Source organism: Paenibacillus sp. NPDC058367, from assembly GCF_042723305.1.
Lineage (GTDB): Bacteria > Bacillota > Bacilli > Paenibacillales > Paenibacillaceae > Paenibacillus_AQ.
In genome coordinates, this window is record NZ_JBHXIZ010000002.1 from 174,338 (window position 1) to 192,842 (window position 18,505).

The 18,505-nt window shown below is 43.6% G+C and carries 16 protein-coding genes and 1 pseudogene; 14 read left to right on the forward strand and 3 right to left on the reverse strand.

The window, feature by feature from the left end; genetic code table 11:
• Positions 1-85: 85 nt before the first annotated feature.
• Both ACFWMP_RS11340 and hcp read left to right on the forward strand, forming a co-directional pair.
• Entirely contained in the window at positions 86-1,486 is a 1,401-nt protein-coding gene (locus ACFWMP_RS11340) for an MFS transporter (RefSeq protein WP_339242298.1), read from the forward strand.
• A gap of 94 nt (positions 1,487-1,580) precedes the next feature.
• Positions 1,581-2,873, forward strand: a complete 1,293-nt coding sequence (gene hcp / locus ACFWMP_RS11345) for a hydroxylamine reductase (RefSeq protein ID WP_379423743.1) — start codon at positions 1,581-1,583, stop codon at positions 2,871-2,873.
• A 193-nt stretch (positions 2,874-3,066) separates the two neighbouring features.
• Here hcp and ACFWMP_RS11350 read toward each other — a convergent pair whose 3' ends face one another.
• Positions 3,067-3,957, reverse strand: coding sequence for a LysR family transcriptional regulator (locus ACFWMP_RS11350; protein WP_379423744.1), 891 nt, complete (start codon positions 3,955-3,957; stop codon positions 3,067-3,069).
• A gap of 175 nt (positions 3,958-4,132) precedes the next feature.
• On the opposite strand from ACFWMP_RS11350, the gene ACFWMP_RS11355 reads away from it, so the two are divergent.
• Positions 4,133-4,711: a sugar O-acetyltransferase gene (locus ACFWMP_RS11355; RefSeq protein WP_339242292.1), complete on the forward strand. Its 579-nt coding sequence runs from the start codon at positions 4,133-4,135 to the stop codon at positions 4,709-4,711.
• Between the two features lie 139 nt (positions 4,712-4,850).
• Here the strand turns inward: ACFWMP_RS11355 and ACFWMP_RS11360 are convergent, their stop codons facing one another.
• Complete coding sequence (locus ACFWMP_RS11360; RefSeq protein ID WP_042189671.1) at positions 4,851-5,324, reverse strand: hypothetical protein; 474 nt, start codon at positions 5,322-5,324, stop codon at positions 4,851-4,853.
• 270 nt (positions 5,325-5,594) lie between these two features.
• On the opposite strand from ACFWMP_RS11360, the gene ACFWMP_RS11365 reads away from it, so the two are divergent.
• The 10 genes and pseudogenes from ACFWMP_RS11365 to ACFWMP_RS11410 all read left to right on the forward strand — a co-directional run bounded on the left by ACFWMP_RS11365 (position 5,595) and on the right by ACFWMP_RS11410 (position 16,481).
• A complete protein-coding gene (locus tag ACFWMP_RS11365) occupies positions 5,595-6,872 on the forward strand; it encodes a hypothetical protein (protein WP_339242289.1) in 1,278 nt (425 codons plus the stop codon).
• A 121-nt stretch (positions 6,873-6,993) separates the two neighbouring features.
• The gene (locus tag ACFWMP_RS11370) at positions 6,994-7,404 is read left to right on the forward strand and encodes a DUF6855 family protein (protein ID WP_339242287.1); all 411 of its coding nucleotides are present in this window, start codon (positions 6,994-6,996) and stop codon (positions 7,402-7,404) included.
• A gap of 182 nt (positions 7,405-7,586) precedes the next feature.
• Entirely contained in the window at positions 7,587-9,119 is a 1,533-nt protein-coding gene (locus ACFWMP_RS11375) for a flavocytochrome c (protein ID WP_339242286.1), read from the forward strand.
• A gap of 155 nt (positions 9,120-9,274) precedes the next feature.
• A complete protein-coding gene (gene dcuS / locus ACFWMP_RS11380) occupies positions 9,275-10,882 on the forward strand; it encodes a DcuS/MalK family sensor histidine kinase (RefSeq protein WP_042189665.1) in 1,608 nt (535 codons plus the stop codon).
• Positions 10,879-11,586 carry a response regulator gene (locus ACFWMP_RS11385; protein WP_042189663.1) on the forward strand — a complete coding sequence of 236 codons (708 nt, stop codon included), beginning with the start codon at positions 10,879-10,881 and terminating at the stop codon, positions 11,584-11,586. The genes dcuS and ACFWMP_RS11385 overlap by 4 nt, the downstream gene beginning before the upstream one ends.
• Positions 11,587-11,764: 178 nt before the next feature.
• Positions 11,765-13,108: a 2-hydroxycarboxylate transporter family protein gene (locus ACFWMP_RS11390; protein WP_339242283.1), complete on the forward strand. Its 1,344-nt coding sequence runs from the start codon at positions 11,765-11,767 to the stop codon at positions 13,106-13,108.
• Positions 13,109-13,178: 70 nt separating this feature from the next.
• A complete protein-coding gene (locus ACFWMP_RS11395; protein ID WP_042189661.1) occupies positions 13,179-14,369 on the forward strand; it encodes an NAD(P)-dependent malic enzyme in 1,191 nt (396 codons plus the stop codon).
• Positions 14,370-14,388: 19 nt separating this feature from the next.
• Positions 14,389-14,795, forward strand: a pseudogene (locus tag ACFWMP_RS11400) (MFS transporter); the annotation flags it as partial.
• A gap of 351 nt (positions 14,796-15,146) precedes the next feature.
• Positions 15,147-15,752 carry a YkoP family protein gene (locus ACFWMP_RS11405; RefSeq protein ID WP_379423745.1) on the forward strand — a complete coding sequence of 202 codons (606 nt, stop codon included), beginning with the start codon at positions 15,147-15,149 and terminating at the stop codon, positions 15,750-15,752.
• Positions 15,753-15,830: 78 nt separating this feature from the next.
• Positions 15,831-16,481, forward strand: coding sequence for a polysaccharide deacetylase family protein (locus ACFWMP_RS11410; protein WP_197071321.1), 651 nt, complete (start codon positions 15,831-15,833; stop codon positions 16,479-16,481).
• Positions 16,482-16,502: 21 nt separating this feature from the next.
• Here ACFWMP_RS11410 and ACFWMP_RS11415 read toward each other — a convergent pair whose 3' ends face one another.
• On the reverse strand, positions 16,503-17,342 hold the full coding sequence (locus ACFWMP_RS11415; RefSeq protein WP_042189655.1) for an AraC family transcriptional regulator: 840 nt from the start codon (positions 17,340-17,342) through the stop codon (positions 16,503-16,505).
• 235 nt (positions 17,343-17,577) lie between these two features.
• On the opposite strand from ACFWMP_RS11415, the gene ACFWMP_RS11420 reads away from it, so the two are divergent.
• On the forward strand, positions 17,578-18,486 hold the full coding sequence (locus ACFWMP_RS11420; RefSeq protein WP_231573302.1) for a chitosanase: 909 nt from the start codon (positions 17,578-17,580) through the stop codon (positions 18,484-18,486).
• The last annotated feature ends 19 nt before the right edge of the window (positions 18,487-18,505 follow it).

Consider the following 18,505-nt stretch of genomic DNA (forward strand, 5'->3'; position numbering starts at 1 on the left):
CATCTTTATGGGATTGGTCCTGGCAATGGATCTACTTATAATTGTTAGTAATTCTTAGACAAATATGAGTGGGGACGGGATCGGTATGATTGTTGCAAAAAATACAGAGCTAGCGGGCACCCGCAGGCGGCGGTTGGGTATGATGGCGGCTATTTGTATGGGAGCTTTTATTTCCCATTTTACAGCCGGAATTATGAATGTATCGCTTCCTTTTTTTGTAAATCATTTTCAGACGGAGCTTGCAAAGGGTTTGTGGATCACAACAGGGTACCTACTAGTGATTACTGCGCTTCTCCCTGTGATGGGAAAACTGGGTGATCGTTATGGGTTTCGCCGCATTCATAATCTCGGATATGTGATTTTTACAGTTGGTTCGATCTTGGTCGCTTTTTCACCTAATCTGCCAATATTGCTTACGCTTAGAGTTGTGCAGGGCATAGGTGCTGCGATGTTCCAAGCAACGAATATTGCGCTCATCACCATCCATATGCCGAAAGAGAAAAGAGGACATGCACTCGGAATTCTGAGTACGGCTGTCGCACTGGGCGGGATGACAGGCCCTATTGCGGGAGGGTTGATTGCGGAGTGGCTCAGCTGGCAGTGGCTATTTTTGATCCATGTTCCTGTGGCAATTGTGGCTACAGTTATGGCTTACCGGTACATTCCGAGCCGTGTGCAAGATCGTAAGCTGGGAACAGTCAGCATCGTGGGGGCTAGCTTGTTCATGGTATGGATCACCTTGCTTCTTCTCGTGATAACAAATGGGAGCAAGTGGGGCTGGGTGTCTACGCAGACGATGGCGAGTTTGATGGGGTTTATCCTGCTGTTGGTCACGTTTCTATTATGGGAACGGAGGCAAAAGACACCTTTTTTACCTCTTCGGGCGCTGAGAATTCCTTCTGTGGCGGGTGGCTTGATCGTTAGCTGTGCCTCTTTTATTCTTTCTAATACCTTGCTTGTCCTTATTCCATTTTATTTGATGGGAGCAGCGGTTCAGTTTTCGTCCTCCACGACCGGTTACATTATGGCGGCTTATCCCATTGCATTGGCTTTTGCAGGTCCTCTTGCAGGCTACTGGTCCGATCGTTATGGTTCTCGTCGGCTGATGCTTATGGGGCTGAGTGCTATGGGAGGCGGGTTCGTCCTGTTGCTAGTATTTTTAGAGAATATCCCAGTCTATGGAGTCGCTGCGATTCTATGTCTTATTGGACTTGGGATGGGGCTCATTGCTTCTCCGAATAATAGCTATATTATGCAGCAGACGCCTAAGGAACACGTAGGTTCAATTGGAGGAATAATTGCCTTAACACGAAATGCGGGGATGGTGTTTGGCTCAGCACTTGGACTTGGAATGGTGAGTGGAGAGTTAGGACAGGAGAGTCCGCTTCAGGCGTTCAAAATGGTTTTTGGGATTAATCTTTTCATTTGTATAGGCGTTAGTATAATGATGGTTGTTATCAATAGACGGCCATTTAAATCTGCTTGATCTAAAAAAAATGTGTGTGTAATCACAACTCAAGGTTTGGTGTTCTGTTACGTTGAGAGTAACGAAAGATTATCTAAATATGGAGGATAACGATATGTTTTGTTACCAGTGTGAACAGACACCGACTGGCGGTTGCACCGTTGTTGGAGTATGCGGAAAAAATGAAACCATTGCGAGTTTACAGGACACGATGATTTTTGCCTTAAAAGGAATTGCAGCTTATGCAACACATGCTCGGCAGCTAGGATATAGCGATCCTGAAGTGGATCGTATTACCCACGAAGCTTTGTACATGACCTTGACCAATTCCAACTTTAATACGCAGGAGCATTTGGAAATGGCGATAAAGGTTGGAGATGCGGCGGTTCGCGTCATGGATCTGCTGGATCGTGCGCATACGGACCGCTTCGGGATTCCACAACCAATCACAGTCAGCCAGAATAAAATTGAAGGTCAATGTATTGTGGTGACAGGGCATAACCTGTATGCACTCGAGGAATTGCTGCAGCAGACGGAAGGAAAGGGCATCAACATCTATACCCACTCGGAAATGCTACCTGCCCATGGCTATCCTGCGCTCAAGAAGTATAAACATCTGAAAGGCAACATCGGCAAAGCTTGGTACGATCAACGCAGACTTTTCGAGCAGTTTCCTGGTGCGATTCTTGCAACTACAAACTGTGTGATGCCGATTAAGGGTACGTATGCAGACCGCTTTTTCTCATATGAAGTAGCAGGGCTGGAAGGTGTAGCGAAAATCACGAATGACGATTTCTCCCCACTGATTAATCGTGCGTTGTCATTACCTGCGGCTGATGTAGAGTCAGATCTGGTACTTACGACAGGATATCATCATGAAACAGTAATCGGGCTGGCACCAGAGATCATTCAAGCTGTCAAAGATGGGCATATCCGCCGGTTTTTCGTCATTGCAGGCTGTGACGCGCCAGGTAAAGGTGGGAATTATTACCGCGAGTTGGCGACCTCCTTACCGAACGATACCGTCATTTTAACCACTTCTTGCGGAAAATTCCGCTTTAATGACGTAGATTATGGAACTGTTGGAGACACAGGCATTCCGCGTTATATTGACCTTGGGCAATGTAATAATTCTGGTTCTACGGTGAAGATTGCTTTAGCTCTGGCTGAGGCATTTGATTGTACGGTGAACGAGCTACCTGTCAGTATCGTGCTGTCTTGGTTTGAGCAGAAAGCAGTAGCCATTCTGCTTGGTTTGTTCAGTCTTGGCATTCAGGATATTCGCATCGGACCGAAACCGCCTGAGTTTATCTCGGATGGGGTGTTGGATGTGTTGGTAGAGCTCTTTGGATTGAAGCTGATTACAACTGCCGAGGAAGATATGAATGCGATGTTGGCGTTGTCGTAGGTTAATATGGGTGCTTAACACTTGAGACATATGGAGTGCTGTGTGTCATTGGTTAGGGCACAACATTTAATATTGTAAGACTAAGCTCAAGCTGAGAAAAAAGCTTGGGCTTTTCTTGCGTTTTGAAGATAAGCTAACATACAAACACACGTTACGACTGGGGGGATCGCTTTTTCAGGGTTATTGTCTACAGTTATGAATTGTATATTTTTATATTGTTTCGTAGCTGAGCTAAAAATTTATTTGCTGCATTAGAAAACACTTGATGTTTTTTCCAGATAATATTTAAATTAGCCTCTAATTTGGGGTTTAAAGGTTTAAAGCAAAGCTTGCTATCTCCTGATGTATTAATAAGTTTATCCAAGCACAATGCATATCCAATATTTTCTTCTACCATTCGGGCAGCATTGTAAAGTAGATTATAAGTTGCGACAATATTGAGATCCTCGATATTCGCTCCAAACCATCCTGTGAATTCGTTACTGACAGCAGTTTGACGTGAAATTAACAGTGGTTTATTTATTAAATCTATTGGCTGGATGAACTGCTTGTACGCTAGAGGACTATCTTTGCGCATTAAAACACCCCAAACATCAGTAGCAGGTAATTTTATATAATCATATTTTTGTTTATCTGTGGGTTCTATGACAATGCCAAAGTCTAATAATCCACTGTCTAACCTACTAGTAATATCGTCAGCATTACCACTGTATAAATCAAATTGAATACTTGGATAATGTTCAAGTAATTCTTTTGATGCTTTGGCAATGAAATTCATAGCTTCTGTTTCACCACCACCAATGTGAATTTCTCCGCTAATCAGTTCTTTCGATTCTTTAAAACTGGCTTCGGTTTTATCTACTAGCTCAACGATTTCCTTCGCTTTTTTAAATAAGTACTTCCCTTCATCTGTTAAAGTAATTTTCCGATTACCTCTTTCAAATAAAGTTGCTCCTAATTCCATTTCAAGGTCTTTTAATTGTCTTGATAATGTAGGTTGGGACAAATGCAGCTGTTTTGAAGCAGCCGATATATTCTCTTCATTCGCTACAGCAATAAAATAGCGTAATACACGAATTTCCATAACAGTCTCCTTATTATATCTATGCTTAAAAGGCATAAGAGTGTATTTGGTATAAGTATTAGTCATTTGAATCATATCAACTTATGATGTGAATGAAAAGGGATGTGAACAAGGTCGCTAACATATGAATCGAATTATCAGAAGTATAATTAAATTGGGCTGGTGATTTTTAAAAATGGAGATGAAAGAATTTATTGATTTTTGTAAGAAGGGAAATTCAATTTCGGGTGAGGATAAAGAATTGTATGGATTATTAACTCAATGCAGTTATCAAGCTCAAAAGATCACCATGGAATTGAATACATCCTATCATTCAAAAGAAGAAATAGTGGAGATTTTTAGTGAACTTACAGGCAATAAAGTTGATTCGTCGTTTATGTGTTTTCCGCCGTTTTATACAGATTTTGGGAAAAATATCACTGTAGGGAAGAATGTGTTTTTCAACATAGGCTGTTCCTTCCAAGATAGAGGTGGAATTAATATAGGGGACGGTACAATGATTGGTATGAATGTCACGATTGCTACTCTTAATCATGGGTTACCTTTAGAAACGAGAAATGTAACCTATCCCTCTCCAGTTATCATTGGAGACAATGTATGGATTGGGTCAAACGCTACCATACTGCCCGGGGTGACGATTGGAGATAACTCTGTTGTTGCGGCAGGAGCAGTTGTCACTAAAGATGTTCCAGCGAATACTGTCGTTGCAGGAGTACCGGCAAAAGAGCTTAAAAAAATTATTAACAATTTGTAATACATCTTAAAAACTCAAGCGTAATGCCGCTTGAGTTTTTTCATGCAAGTATATTGCATTTCGTTGGTAGGTAATCCAGGCACACAAGCCAAATCGATCATAAAAAAGATTCCCATCAGTGATTATTGGCGGGATATTGTTATATAATCAACCCCATTTCACGGAGTCTATCTTTAATTTTCTTTATACGAGCTTCTTTTTCGGTAGCTTCAGTTAATACCACCACAGATGTTTCGTTATACTTTTTTATAATCCTCTTTAAAGTTAATTCTTTCATATCCTTTTTACTCTGCATTGTAACACGAGGGACAATGGTATGGTTTTCTATGGTCTTGGGATCTGCAGAAATTCGTTCTAGTAAACGAAGTAGAAGCATCAGTCTTTTGTGTCCCAACCTCGGAACTTGGTATAGTTTTTTCCATGTGGAATTTAGTAGGTGATCAAGGTTTATATATCCCTTGCAGTATAGAGCATTTATGAGGCCCGTTAAATTTGGTCCCTGCTCTTCTGCATAAGCAACAGTTGCAATACAAGCAATATCCTTACTATAAAGATGCGCTGGAAGTGGGAAAAATTGTATTAATGCCGCATTTCCATCGATGATGTCATTCATGATGATTTACCTCCATTAAAAATTTTTAGTTATTATTCACGTATAGAATTCTGGTGAAGGTTGTGCAAAATATTATTACACTCTGCATTATTAAAACCCAAGCTACTGATCATTTTCTGAACATCACCAAAGCCCATTGTATGAGCATGTAGTATATTCAGAAGATTTTACTATTTAATAAGTAACAATCGACTCCAATATTCGCTGCTGCGCTTCGTAATCAACGCTAAGTAATGGTATGATGTAGGCATCAATTTTATGGGGTGCACTATGATGGATATTCGAATCAAAGAACTGCTTGATGCTACACAGCAAAAATATGGATTGGACAACTACTACTTACACTCTCATGAAATTTATCGCGACGTTACGATACTGGGAGAGACCAACTATTTTCTTAGTATGGAATGGTTTCCTGCACATATGAAGGAATGGAAGGGCGATTACAATCCGGAAGGAACTGCCGTCATCACGATTGACCTACAATCCCGCAACTATAAAAGTGTGATTTTTGTTGGCGGGATATCTTATGCGAATGGGACACCATTCCAAGATATAGATTTTAACGGAGTCATCCGGTGGATTGAAGATGAGGCAAGGATTGTATACGGTAAACAATTTCACTTAGAGAAGGAACAGATTGGAGAATATCATTTTATTGAAAAAATAGGTAGCATACCAGTCACTCCTGGTGGACGGATCGAGCTTCGCTTCGATGCGGAAGGCAGGCTTGTTTTTTACAGTGTATATGGCCAGTTTCCTTCCAGCTCCCTTGTGCATAAAGAGAACTATACTCTCACACTTCAAACGATAGAGCCACAGGCGAGGAAACAACTACAGCTTATAGAATATCCGGTGTACGAGACGAAGCAACTCCTGTCGATCTATGGGATAGAAGAAATCTACATTACAAATGACGGAACAACCACCATCCCATTTGAGTTTATATCAGGTACGAGAGCACGACTGAATATTGATCAAGTAATCCATTGGGAGCAACAGAATACGGAGCTGGAGCCGTTCGAAAGGACGGAGATACGTCTACTTGAGGTTGTTACCATTGAGCAGGCAATAGCTAGTGAGCCGCATCCGGACTCATTTCCTATCACAGACGCAGAACAAGCCGAATGTATAGCCGCAGTCGAAGCTGGTTTAAGCCAGCTCTATCCAGATGAATCCGGACAATGGATACTGAAGACTTTACAACGGGAAAGAGGACATATTCAGGCAACACTGAGGATGAAGGCGCCAAGTAATCGTATATTCCAGCGTAAGATCCTCCTGTTCATCGATGTGCAGAATTATAAGGTTATAAATTATATGGATAACAAGCCAATGCTCGATATGTTTGATGAGTTCAAGAGCGAAGGGGAAATTGCTGTGAGCCATGACGAAGCTTATGACAAGCTCAAGGGATGGTTCGAATTAACACCCGTCTATGTGTATGATCCTGAGCAGAAGAAGTATGTGCTGTGCGGGAAGTTAGATTGTAATTATGCTTTGAAGGCTACTAGCGGAGATGTGGTGGAGTTGAATAGCTTGGAATAATAGTGCCAGCTTCCTTATACGAGTAGGATGAATAAAGGGAATGAAGTATAGTAAGGTGATGCAAATATAATAATATGATTAGAACTTACTAATTTTGTGAGTTACTTTGGGAGTTGAAAATATGTCGACAGCTACAGGAACCAAGGAAAATCCTTGGAAATTAAAGACACCACCGCAAACATCCGAGTATGAAATGTACAAGGTCCAAAAAGACGGTAAAGAAATTATAGTTTGCACTGTAGGGAAAACGGTTTTGCATTATGACTATCGCTGTATTGAAGATCTGCACGCCATGCTTGTACAAAATGGTGATTGGATGGAGTTAGGAAGTGCTGATGAGCAAAAACCAGCAAAAGAAGGTACCGTTGAAGCATGGGGGCGTTCACCTGAAAACCCTGTTGGCGGTTGGTATGGATTAAAGAAGGGACTTCGGGGGCGATTCGGAATGTATATCCCACCGTTGCTCGAAGAATTGGGTCTTGCGGAAGTAGAGCATAATCCAAGAAACAATCGGATGAAAGCGATCTTGTAAACGAAGGAGAGCCTAAAGGCTCTTCTTTTTTTGAGCCATGCCCCTAACCGGTGGTCTTTCGTACACATTGCAGTGATTAATTTAGTTACAAAACGTTTTTTTTAGTTACATAAACTTTCAAGAGCAGGGCCTTTGCCGTTAAGCTGATTGTAAAAATATTCACAAGGGGGCAAAGCTATAACATGAATAAAAAAGTAACCACTGCTCTTATTCTCGTTCTCTCAGTCATGCTTGTTATCACAGGATGTGGCAACAGCAACAGCAGCAATGGAAACGGGAACAAGAACACCAGCAAGATCAACGAGACAAAGGAAACTGAAGCCGTTTCGGGAGCATCCAAAGCTAGCTATACACCGTACGATCAACTAAAAGATAAATATGACATCATCATTATTGGTGCAGGCGGTGCCGGAATGTCTGCTGCACTTGAGGCGAGAGCAAAAGGTATGAACCCGGTTATTTTTGAAAAAATGCCGGTTGCCGGCGGAAATACAACAAAATCATCTTCGGGAATGAATGCTTCTGAAACGAAATTTCAAAAAGAGCAAGGCATTGAAGACAGCAATGATCTGTTTTATGAAGAGTCCTTAAAAGGTGGCCATGATACGAACGATAAAGAGATGCTTCGTTTCTTCGTAGACAATTCCGCAAGTGCGATTGATTGGCTGGATTCTATCGGGATTAGATTGAATAATATCACGATTACAGGCGGGATGAAAGAAAAACGCACACACCGTCCTGAAGATGGCTCTGCAGTAGGACAATACCTTGTCAAAGGCTTGGTGAAAAACGTACAAGAACAAGGCATTCCCCTTTTTGTGAACGCCAATGTCAAGGAAATTACCGAAAAAGACGGTAAGGTCAATGGCGTCAAAGTTATCTTTGACCAAACGGAAGAGAAAACGATTACAGCGTCTGCTGTCGTGGTGACAACCGGCGGTTTCGGCGCCAATTTAGACATGATTTCAGGAGTCAGATCTGATTTGGAGGGGTACGTTACCACCAACCAGCCGGGCAGCACCGGTGACGGTATCAAGATGATTGAGAAGCTCGGCGGTACCACAGTCGATATGGATCAAATCCAAGTTCACCCGACTGTGCAGCAGGAAAAATCCTATCTCATTGGGGAGGCTGTTCGTGGGGAAGGAGCGATCCTGGTTTCAAGTGTAGGCAAACGTTTCACAAACGAACTGGATACAAGAGATAATGTCACCGCTGCAATCAATAAGCTTCCTGAGAAGTCTGCGTTTCTTGTATTTGATTCCGGCGTAAAATCTCGCGCTAAAGCGATTGAACAATATGAAAAAATGGGCTTCGTTATCGAAGGAGATTCGATCGAGGCTTTGGCAACAAAAATGGACGTACCGGCAGATCAGTTGAAAACTGCACTAGAGACCTGGAACAGCGCGGTGACGAATAAACAGGATGCCGACTTCGGCAGAACAACCGGAATGGACAATGACTTGTCCGGCGCGCCATATTATGCAATTAAAATCGGCCCGGGAATTCACTACACGATGGGAGGCGTGAAAATCAACACCAACACAGAAGTTTTAAATAAAGACGGACAACCGATTCCAGGCCTTTTTGCAGCAGGCGAAGTTACCGGAGGCTTGCATGGTCAAAACCGGATCGGCGGTAACTCTGTTGCGGAAATCATTATTTTCGGCCGCCAAACGGGTATAAAATCCGCTGAATTCGTAAAAGCACAATAAGTTATCCCCCTGCCTCTTTTCGGCTAGGCAAACAAACGCTTGGGCTCATCTTAGCCATGCGTTTGTTGTTTTATTATAAAGGTGTAGCGTATAAGGTCATAGCCAGCCTTGCACGTATACGTTAGAATGAAGAAAAATTTCCGGAGGGACAGCTGATGAAAATTGGCAAACATACACTTCGGCTGCAAACAACAATTACTTTGATGATTGGTGCAGTTCTTATCATAATGCTGCTAGTGGTCTATGTGCTATTTAGTATAAAGGTTTCCTCACAAACAAAATCCTCGTTGGAACAAAAGGCTGTGATCATTTCCCGTACGTTATCGCGTAACCCTCTAATTATTGAAGCGTTAAACAAATCACGCAGCTCGTCTGAATTGCAAAGCTACACTGAGGAAATCCGATTGTTGAACAATGTGGAATTTGTTGTGGTCATGGATATGAATGCGATCCGATATTCCCATCCGGACAAGGACAAAATTGGTAAGCATTTTATCGGTGGCGACGAAGCCGCAGTCTTGCAGGGGCAGGAAAGCATTTCGGAAGCCGAGGGTTCTTTGGGCCCATCTGTAAGAGCGTTTTCACCTGTCTTCTCTGCAAGTGGGAAACAATTAGGAGCGGTGGCAGTAGGGATATCACTGGGAAACATCAGACTTGCCATAAGAGAGAACGTGGGAATCCTTTATTGGGGATTGCTTATAGGCAGTCTAATAGGGGCTGCGGGAGCATTTCTGCTGGCACGTGTTATCAAAAAAATGATGTTTGGCATGGAACCGGCCGCTATTGCTAAGCTTTTGGAAGAGCGTAACTCCATGCTACAGTCAGTTAGGGAGGGAGTCATTGCCGTTGATAAAGAGTCACGTATTACTTTGATTAATACAGAAGCCAGGCGTTTGCTTGCAGCCATTGGCATGCAGGATGATCCCTTGAACCAGTCGGTAGAGAGCTTTTGGCCATCACTGCGGATGAATACAGTGCTCAAAACCGGTGAAGCCAGCCAGGACTTGGAGGTGGAGCATAGCGGTGTTACGTTACTGGCAAACGTGGTTCCCATTCATGTAAAGGGAGCTGTAGAAGGTGCAATTGCCACATTCCGTGATAAGACGGAGATCAGCATACTTATGGAAAGGTTATCTGGCATCTCCTTATATGCTGAGGCATTGCGTGCCCAGGCGCATGAGTTTATGAACAAGCTGCATGTAATATTAGGATTAACACATATGAAAAGGTATGATCGGTTGGAGGCGTATATAACAAGTACTGTCACAACAACACAGGCAGAGATGGGAACGGTGGTGAGACAAGTGAAGGACCCTGTGATGGCGGGATTTCTATTGGGTAAGCTGAGCCGGGCCAGAGAAGCCGGAGTTCGACTGGTGCTTCTGGAGGATGGGGTTCTGCCGGAGCCTAGCGATCCGGAACGCTCCTGCCAACTCATTACGATAGTCGGTAATCTTTTGGATAATGCAATGGAAGCGCCGGAAGGTAGAGGCAGCAAATATATTCATTTCAGCTTTCAATATCAGGATAAGACGCTGATAGTTACGGTTAGCGATAATGGAAGCGGTATCCCAGATGAGAAATTGCCGTATATTTTTCAACAGGGGTATTCGACAAAAGGACATGACCGAGGCATAGGCTTGTATCTGGTTGAGCGGAGCCTTAAAGCTATGGGAGGTAAGATTGTTTGTGAAACAGGAAAGGGAGAAGGGACCCGATTTACGGTTAGTTTACCCTATCGAGCAAAGAGTGATGGTCAATGATTAGTGTATTGATTGTAGAAGATGATCCGATGGTAGCCGAGATGAATAAATTCTATCTGGAGCAAGTGGAAGGTTTTCAGTGTAAAGGCTGGGCAAAATCAGTGGGTGAAGCTCTGATCAAATTGGCAGATGAGTCTTTCGAGCTGATTCTGCTGGATATTTACATGAAAGAGAGCAATGGATTGGAGCTGCTGTCCGCTCTCCGTCGAGGCAGCAAACGAATAGATGTGATTATCATTTCGGCTGCGAGCGATAAGGACAGTATCCGAGACGCGCTTCAGAACGGTGCAGTCGATTACCTTATCAAACCGTTTGAGTTTGAACGGTTTCTCGCAGCCCTTTCCGCCTACAAGGAGCAGCATTTCCTGTTCCGTAATCAGGATTCCCTGGATCAGTCTGAACTAGATAAGCTAACCGGGTATAGGAAAGAGCCCTCGGTCGTTCAGGATTTATCTAAGGGCTTTACCCGGCATACACTTCGGACGGTCTGGAAAGCGGTGGAGACCCATAATGCAAATTCCTTTAGCACTGAAGAGATTGCAGTTAGTTCCGGAATTTCGCGGGTTTCGGTCGGGAAATATCTTGCCGTCCTCGCGGATATGGGAGCGCTGAACAGTGAATTGACCTATGGCACCATTGGAAGGCCTGTACAGCGATATCGCATGTCTTCCCGCGGTAGTTCTGTGATTTCTAAATTCATATAGCCTTTTGGAGTGGGCCGCCGGTTCCGAGTTTTATAAGGAATCGGCGGTTTTTGATTGCTTATTTTTGATAGCGCTTACTTTAATAATTTTTATAATTCAATCAATAATTACGTAAAAACAAAAGCGCTTTCATTTCCGCTACTATAAGGCTAGAAAAGAGTTTAGGAGGAAATGAAAAATGCAAAATACGATTCCATCACCTGTTTCCAAAGGAAAGGAAGGTCCCCTGCCAGAAAAGGCTGCCTTCATTCAAAAATGTAAGCAATTTAAGGTCGGTGTCTTTCCGCTCCCTGTGTATCTAGCTCTGGCAGTGGTCATTCTTCTTGCAAGTGTGGCCGGGAAGCTACCGAATGACATGATTGGAGGGTTCGCTGTCATTATGGTTCTGGGTATTCTGCTGAGTGATATCGGTATGAAACTTCCCTTGTTGAAAAATATAGGCGGCCCCGCAATCATGGCCCTTATGATCCCATCCCTGCTGATTTACTTGAATTTGTTCAACTCTACTGTGACAGACGCTGTCACTACATTGATGAAAGAGGCAAACTTCCTGTACTTGTACATCTCCATCCTGGTGAGTGGCAGTATGCTCGGCATGCACCGCAAAACATTGGTAGCGGGTATTACGCGGATCTTCATCCCGCTGATCGTCGGGACGATTGCAGCGGTTCTCGGCGGACTACTGGTAGGAATGCTCACAGGTTATAGCATGTATCATACTTTCTTCTTTATTATCGTACCGATCCTTGGCGGTGGAATCGGTGAAGGCATTCTTCCTCTCTCGATTGCATACTCAAGCATTCTGGGTGGACACGAAGCGGGTTATTACGTATCGCAGATGATCCCGTCGGCAATTATCGGCAACGTATTCGCCATCATTGTGGCGGGCTTCCTGAAACGTCTGGGCGAGAAAAAGCCCCATCTAAGCGGTAACGGTACATTAGTCAAATCCGGTGACGATCTACAGCATGACAATCCGGATAGCAAACCCAAAGATTTCATGATGATGGGTGCGGGACTTCTGATCGCATGCAGTTTCTTCATTGTTGGGGCATTGCTTGCAGATTATGTAGGGATACCCGGACCGATTGTCATGATTCTGATGGCCGTACTGATCAAATGTGTCAAGGCGCTTCCCGAAAGATTCGAAAATGGGGCTTACCAGTTGTATAAGTTCGTTGCTGGTAACTTGACATGGCCGCTCATGGTAGGTTTGGGCATGCTATACGTTCCTCTGAAGGATGTAGCTGCCATTATCTCTCTACCTTATGTGCTGACCTGCCTCGCCATCGTCTTCAGCATGGTGGTTTCCGGCTATTTTGTGGGAAGAAAAATCAATATGTACCCTGTCGATGCGGCAATTGTAACCGTTTGCCATAGCGGCTTGGGTGGAACCGGAGATGTAGCCATTCTCTCTGCCTCCAATCGTATGCAGCTCATGCCATTTGCCCAGATCTCCACCCGGATCGGTGGCGTCAGCACTGTTATTGTGGCAACTATTCTATTGCGGTTTTGGAGCTGATTAGGATGTCAAGCATACATCCAGAAAGCTTATAGAGAAAAATATATTGCAATTAACAGGAGGAACAGTAATGAAAATAATGGATGAAGTAATGAAGATGCATGTTGGCGGCAAGCTGGAGACCGGCTTGAAGAACCCTATTCGAAGCATGGAGGATTTATCCAAGGTATATACACCCGGAGTAGCTAAAGTGTGTCAGGCTATCGCCGCAGACCAAGATAAAGCATACGAATATACGATTAAGAAAAATTCGGTGGCTGTCGTTAGTGATGGAACAGCTGTACTCGGACTTGGCGATATCGGTCCCAAAGCAGCCATGCCGGTCATGGAAGGCAAAGCAGCGTTGTTCAAACAGTTTGCAGATGTGGACGCTTTCCCAATCTGTCTGGATACAAAAGATACCGAAGAAATTATCGCGATTGTCAAAGCAATTGCCCCTACCTTCGGAGGCATTAATCTCGAAGATATTTCTTCGCCTCGTTGCTTTGAAATTGAAGCGAGACTGAAGCAGGAGCTCGATATTCCAGTCTTCCACGACGATCAGCATGGAACGGCGATTGTGGTACTGGCTGGAATTTTGAATGCGTTAAGAGTATGCAACAAGGACATTAAGAATGTAAAGATAGTGGTGAACGGTATTGGAGCTGCCGGTATCGCCGTATCCAAGATGCTCCTGCATGCCGGTGCTGTAAATTTGATCGGTGTGGACCGCCAGGGCGCAATTAACCGTGCTGTCCATTACGATAAATCGCATTGGAGCGAGTTTGCACTAATTACAAATCCACATCTGGAGATAGGTTCCTTATCTGAAGTTATTCAGGGTGCCGATGTATTTATCGGACTATCCGCCCCTGGTGCCTTAAAGCTAGGTGATGTAAAAAGAATGGCTGCTGATCCGATTGTATTTGCCATGGCCAATCCTACTCCGGAGATTGATCCTGAAATTGCCGCGCCTTACGTCAAGGTTATGGCGACAGGGCGCTCCGATTTTCCTAACCAAATCAATAATGTTCTCTGTTTTCCCGGTATTTTTCGTGGAGCCCTTGACTGTGGCGCCACTGAAATCAATGAAGATATGAAACTGGCTGCTGCAGAGGCGATATCTTCAGTAATTGACGCCAGTGATCTTCATGAAACTTATATTATGCCGAATGCGTTTGATCCACGGGTAGTGGAACGTATCCGGGAAGCGGTTATTCGAGCGGCGCTCAAGAGTGGTGTGGCAAGAATAGGTACGTTAATGGAAAGCAATAATACATGATGTTAGGTAACTCTGCCTTATGCTTGTTTCTCCATTGGCAAGAAGAATATCCAAGCATGTCGGCGTAGGTATAACGCTTCGCGGTGGATTGCTGCTAGCGATCATTGGTTTGGCGTCTATGGGGATGATTTCTAATCTGCCGCTGCTTATTGTGATGAGCATCCTTTTTGTGGGGGGATCGCACTAGCCGTTCCTTCACTTGTTTCGCTTGTTGGGCAAGTGGGCGGCAAGATGCGCGGGATAGCTGTATCTGTATATACTTTTATATTGTTTACAGGCACAAGCTTTGGTCCGATTATCTCGCTTCAATTGATGAATCATGCAAGTTATTTAATTACATTTCTTCTATTGGAATGTATTCTGTGCATTGGGTTGATAGTAGCATGTCTTATTCATCATGAGGAAGCAGGGGAGTTAAACAGCTAGTAAATTTGTGATCAATAAACAAAAAACGATGAAATGACATCATAACGATTGTTTATTCAAGGTAACTTCATTTGAAGTTACCTTTTTACTTTGAAGTCACATGGGACCCGCAATGTGGTCTGGAGAAGCTTATGTCCTAATGAAAATAGTTGTTTAAAAATTTGATATACGCGCAGAGAATTCCCGGTGAATAACGTCAAATAGAAGTAGATGTTAAAAAAGATTAAATGTGATTCATTATGTTCCTTGTTGCAGTCGAACAGTCTTAAGATTTTTGTAAGAATCGGATAAGAAAAAAGAAAGTTCCGTTATGTACAATGTATGAAATGAGAGACTATAACCGTATTAAGGATGGTGGATGAGTTGGGTTTCAAAATACGTAAAACCACAGTGCAATCCGTCTGGATGATGTGGGAAAAAGCTTTTGCGTTGCTTTCACATTTTCGCGGATCGCATAAGTCGAGTTTTGGTATATGTACCGTGATGCTAAAAAAACACCGGGGACAGCCAATTGTATGCCAGGACACCACGGTCATCAACCAGGGGGAGTGGGTGGGAGAGCTCCACCTCGATAATGGAAGCATCCTGAAGTTGATCCAGTCCGAAGGATCGGATCGTGCTGCACTCCAAACGGCTCGCATGCTGCGTAAATCAATGCAGCAAATCAATGAAGCCTTCGAATCGCAGTCCGAGTTCAGGCAGGTCAAGGCTTTATTGGGGATTACACTGCTCCATCGGGGATTAACACACGGTCTTGGTTTTGAACAACAAAATATAAAGTCCGGTGTTTTTGAACGCATCACCACCATTTATCTTCGATTGCTGCTGTCTGCTATGCATCCGGAAGGGAGACACAGAATCAGTCGGCGAACCGAACAACTGGTCCCGATGCTACTGATTCATTCACGGGCCTCACTGAAGAGTCGGTTCTCACCCGGACAGAACTATTCTGGATAAGTCTTAAGCTTGTTATATGGAGGTGTAATTATTCTTACATATTTAATAGGAGGGATACTATGTACCGCCACTCTTTACATGTTTATTCCGAGTTTGATTACGCGAGTGAGCGGCTTTGGTGTCTTTCGCAAAGGAACGGTAAAAAAACAGGTGGCATTCACTTTTGACGATGGGCCACATCCGAAATATACGCCGATATTGCTGGATTTATTGAAGTTGCATCAAGTGAAGGCTACTTTTTTCGTGCTAGGATCGAGAGCGGAGCAGTATCCAGACCTGATCAGAAGAATGGATCGGGAAGGCCATCAGATTGGCATCCATAATTATTGTCATACCTCTAACTGGCTGATGCTGCCCCGTACTATTAGGCGAGAACATCTGGACCGCTCTGCTGATATTATAGAGTCTATTGTCGGAACCCGACCCAATCATTACCGTCCACCCTGGGGATTAATCAATCTATTTGATTTCTTTCGATACAAACAGTATCGAATTGTTCTATGGTCGCTGAAGGCAGGCGACTGGAACACCCGGGTCTGTCAAACCCGGATGCAGGCCACTCTGTTAGGTGGAATCACCGATGGCTCCGTTGTCCTACTTCACGACAGTGGTGAGACTGTGGGCGCGGACCGGCATGCTCCTTATTTTATGCTGCAAGCTTTAGAGGAAGTGCTAAACCAACTGCAGGCAAGAAACCTGCAATTTGTTCGTCTTGACGAAATGTCTTGATGTATTCCAGTGTTTTTGCTGTTAAGACTTAAATTGTTTGCGGAAGCAGAGCGGCGAGATGCCCATCAATAATTTGAAGGTTCGTCCAAAATGGGAGGTGTTATCAAACCCAACCATTCCCGCAATTTCAGTAACATTAAAAGAAGAGCCAACCAGCAAATCACGCGCTTCTTTAATGCGGATGTTATTGATATATTCAATGAAGCTGAACCCGGTGGCTTCTTTAAAAGTTCGGCATAAGTAGGAAGAGCTTATGTCGAATTTCTGTGAAATCTCACAGAGCTTAAGCGGTTCCATATAATGTTGATTTACATAATTAACGATGTCCAGGACTTTCTTGTGTGTACGATTGGATTCCACCATTGGAGCAACACGGCTGTCGAATAGTTTACGATTAAGATAGAGGAGCAACTCCACCAATAATAGTTGTTGGTACTGTTCATATCCGCGGGCTTGTTTCTTCCCCTCCTGAATCATCTTCTGAAAAAGCTGTTCGATGAAATACTGATCTATACCGGTCATCTTCAAAGCGCGGTAATCACTTTTGAACAATTCGAGCAGTTCCTCACTTTGACCACCGGTACAAAAATGCTGCAGGAATTCTTTTTTAAACAGCAGTGTAACCCGTTCATACATATTGCAGCCGGAATTAACCAGTTTGTGCATTTCGTGAATATCCATAAATAGCAACGTACCGCCCGCAACCTGGTAGGTTCTGTCCCCTATAAAATAATAAAAATCCCCGGATATTAAATACAGAATCTCATATGCATCATGATAGTGTCTTGAAGGCATGCTGGTGTATACCTGTTTCTTGCGGCTGATCTCAAAAAGAGTAGACTCATAAAATACCGGTTTCATTCAGCACCTCCTAAGAGGATTGTAGACTTAATCTAGGGGTTATAGCAATATATGTATAAAAAATAATAATTACAAGAAAATACGTGCTGTTTGGACAAACTTTTTGAGATAAGCTTAAATTGAATTACCAAGTGTTGGAAAAAGGAGGGTTGTCATGCTCAGCTAGGTTGGGGATAAGGTTCGCTGCCACTCAAAGTTAAAGCGCTTAAACTATTTAATCAAAGGAGAGATTGCGGTGCTTAATTCAACGAATAGTAAGGTTTCCAAGAAGATGAAATTTTCATTGTTGATCCTGCTCAGTTTTTCAATGATTTTTTCTTATGGCTATCTGTCCAGTGCATCTCAACAGAAAAGTTATGCGGCAGGGAACCCTGATTCTAATTTCTCACCGGCAACACTTCAATTCTTGCGCGACAACACAGGTCTGGATGGTGAGCAGTGGAACAATATTATGATGCTTGTCAACAAACCGGAGCAGGACGATCTGAACTGGATCAATTTTTACGGATATTGTGAAGATATTGATGATGACCGCGGGTATACGATTGGAATATTCGGTGCGACTACAGGTGGCTCAAATGATACCGGTCCCGACGGTCCGGATCTGTTCAAGGCATATGATGCTGCCAAAGGCGCGAGTAATCCTTCGGTTAAAGGCGCATTGGCCCGGATAGGTGTCAAGGGTGCGATGAAAGGGAAGATCCTCGAAATCAATGAAAGCGAAGAGAGCTTCTGCAGAAAAATTGGCAATTTGCAAAATGATCCCGAGTGGAGAGAGGCTATGTGGAAAACGTTCTACAATATCTACATTAAATACAGTGTGGAGCAGGCCCGAAATCGCGGCTTTAACTCGGCATTAACTATTGGTTCCTTCGTGGATGCTGCGCTGAACCATGGAGCAACCGGCGGCTCCGAGACTCTTCAAGGGCTTTTGGGTAAATCAGGAAGCAGCACCGATGAGAAGACTTTCATGACCAAATTCTATAAAGAACGGACCAAGATTGTGGATACTAATGAGTACAACTCTCCGCCTAACGGCAAGAACCGTGTGAAGCAGTGGAGCAATTTGCTCAACATGGGAGAGACAGACCTGAAGGGTGCAGATTCGGCAGTCCTTCAAGTCACCGACTGGGAACTCCAATAACAGGAATGTGAGAGTAGAC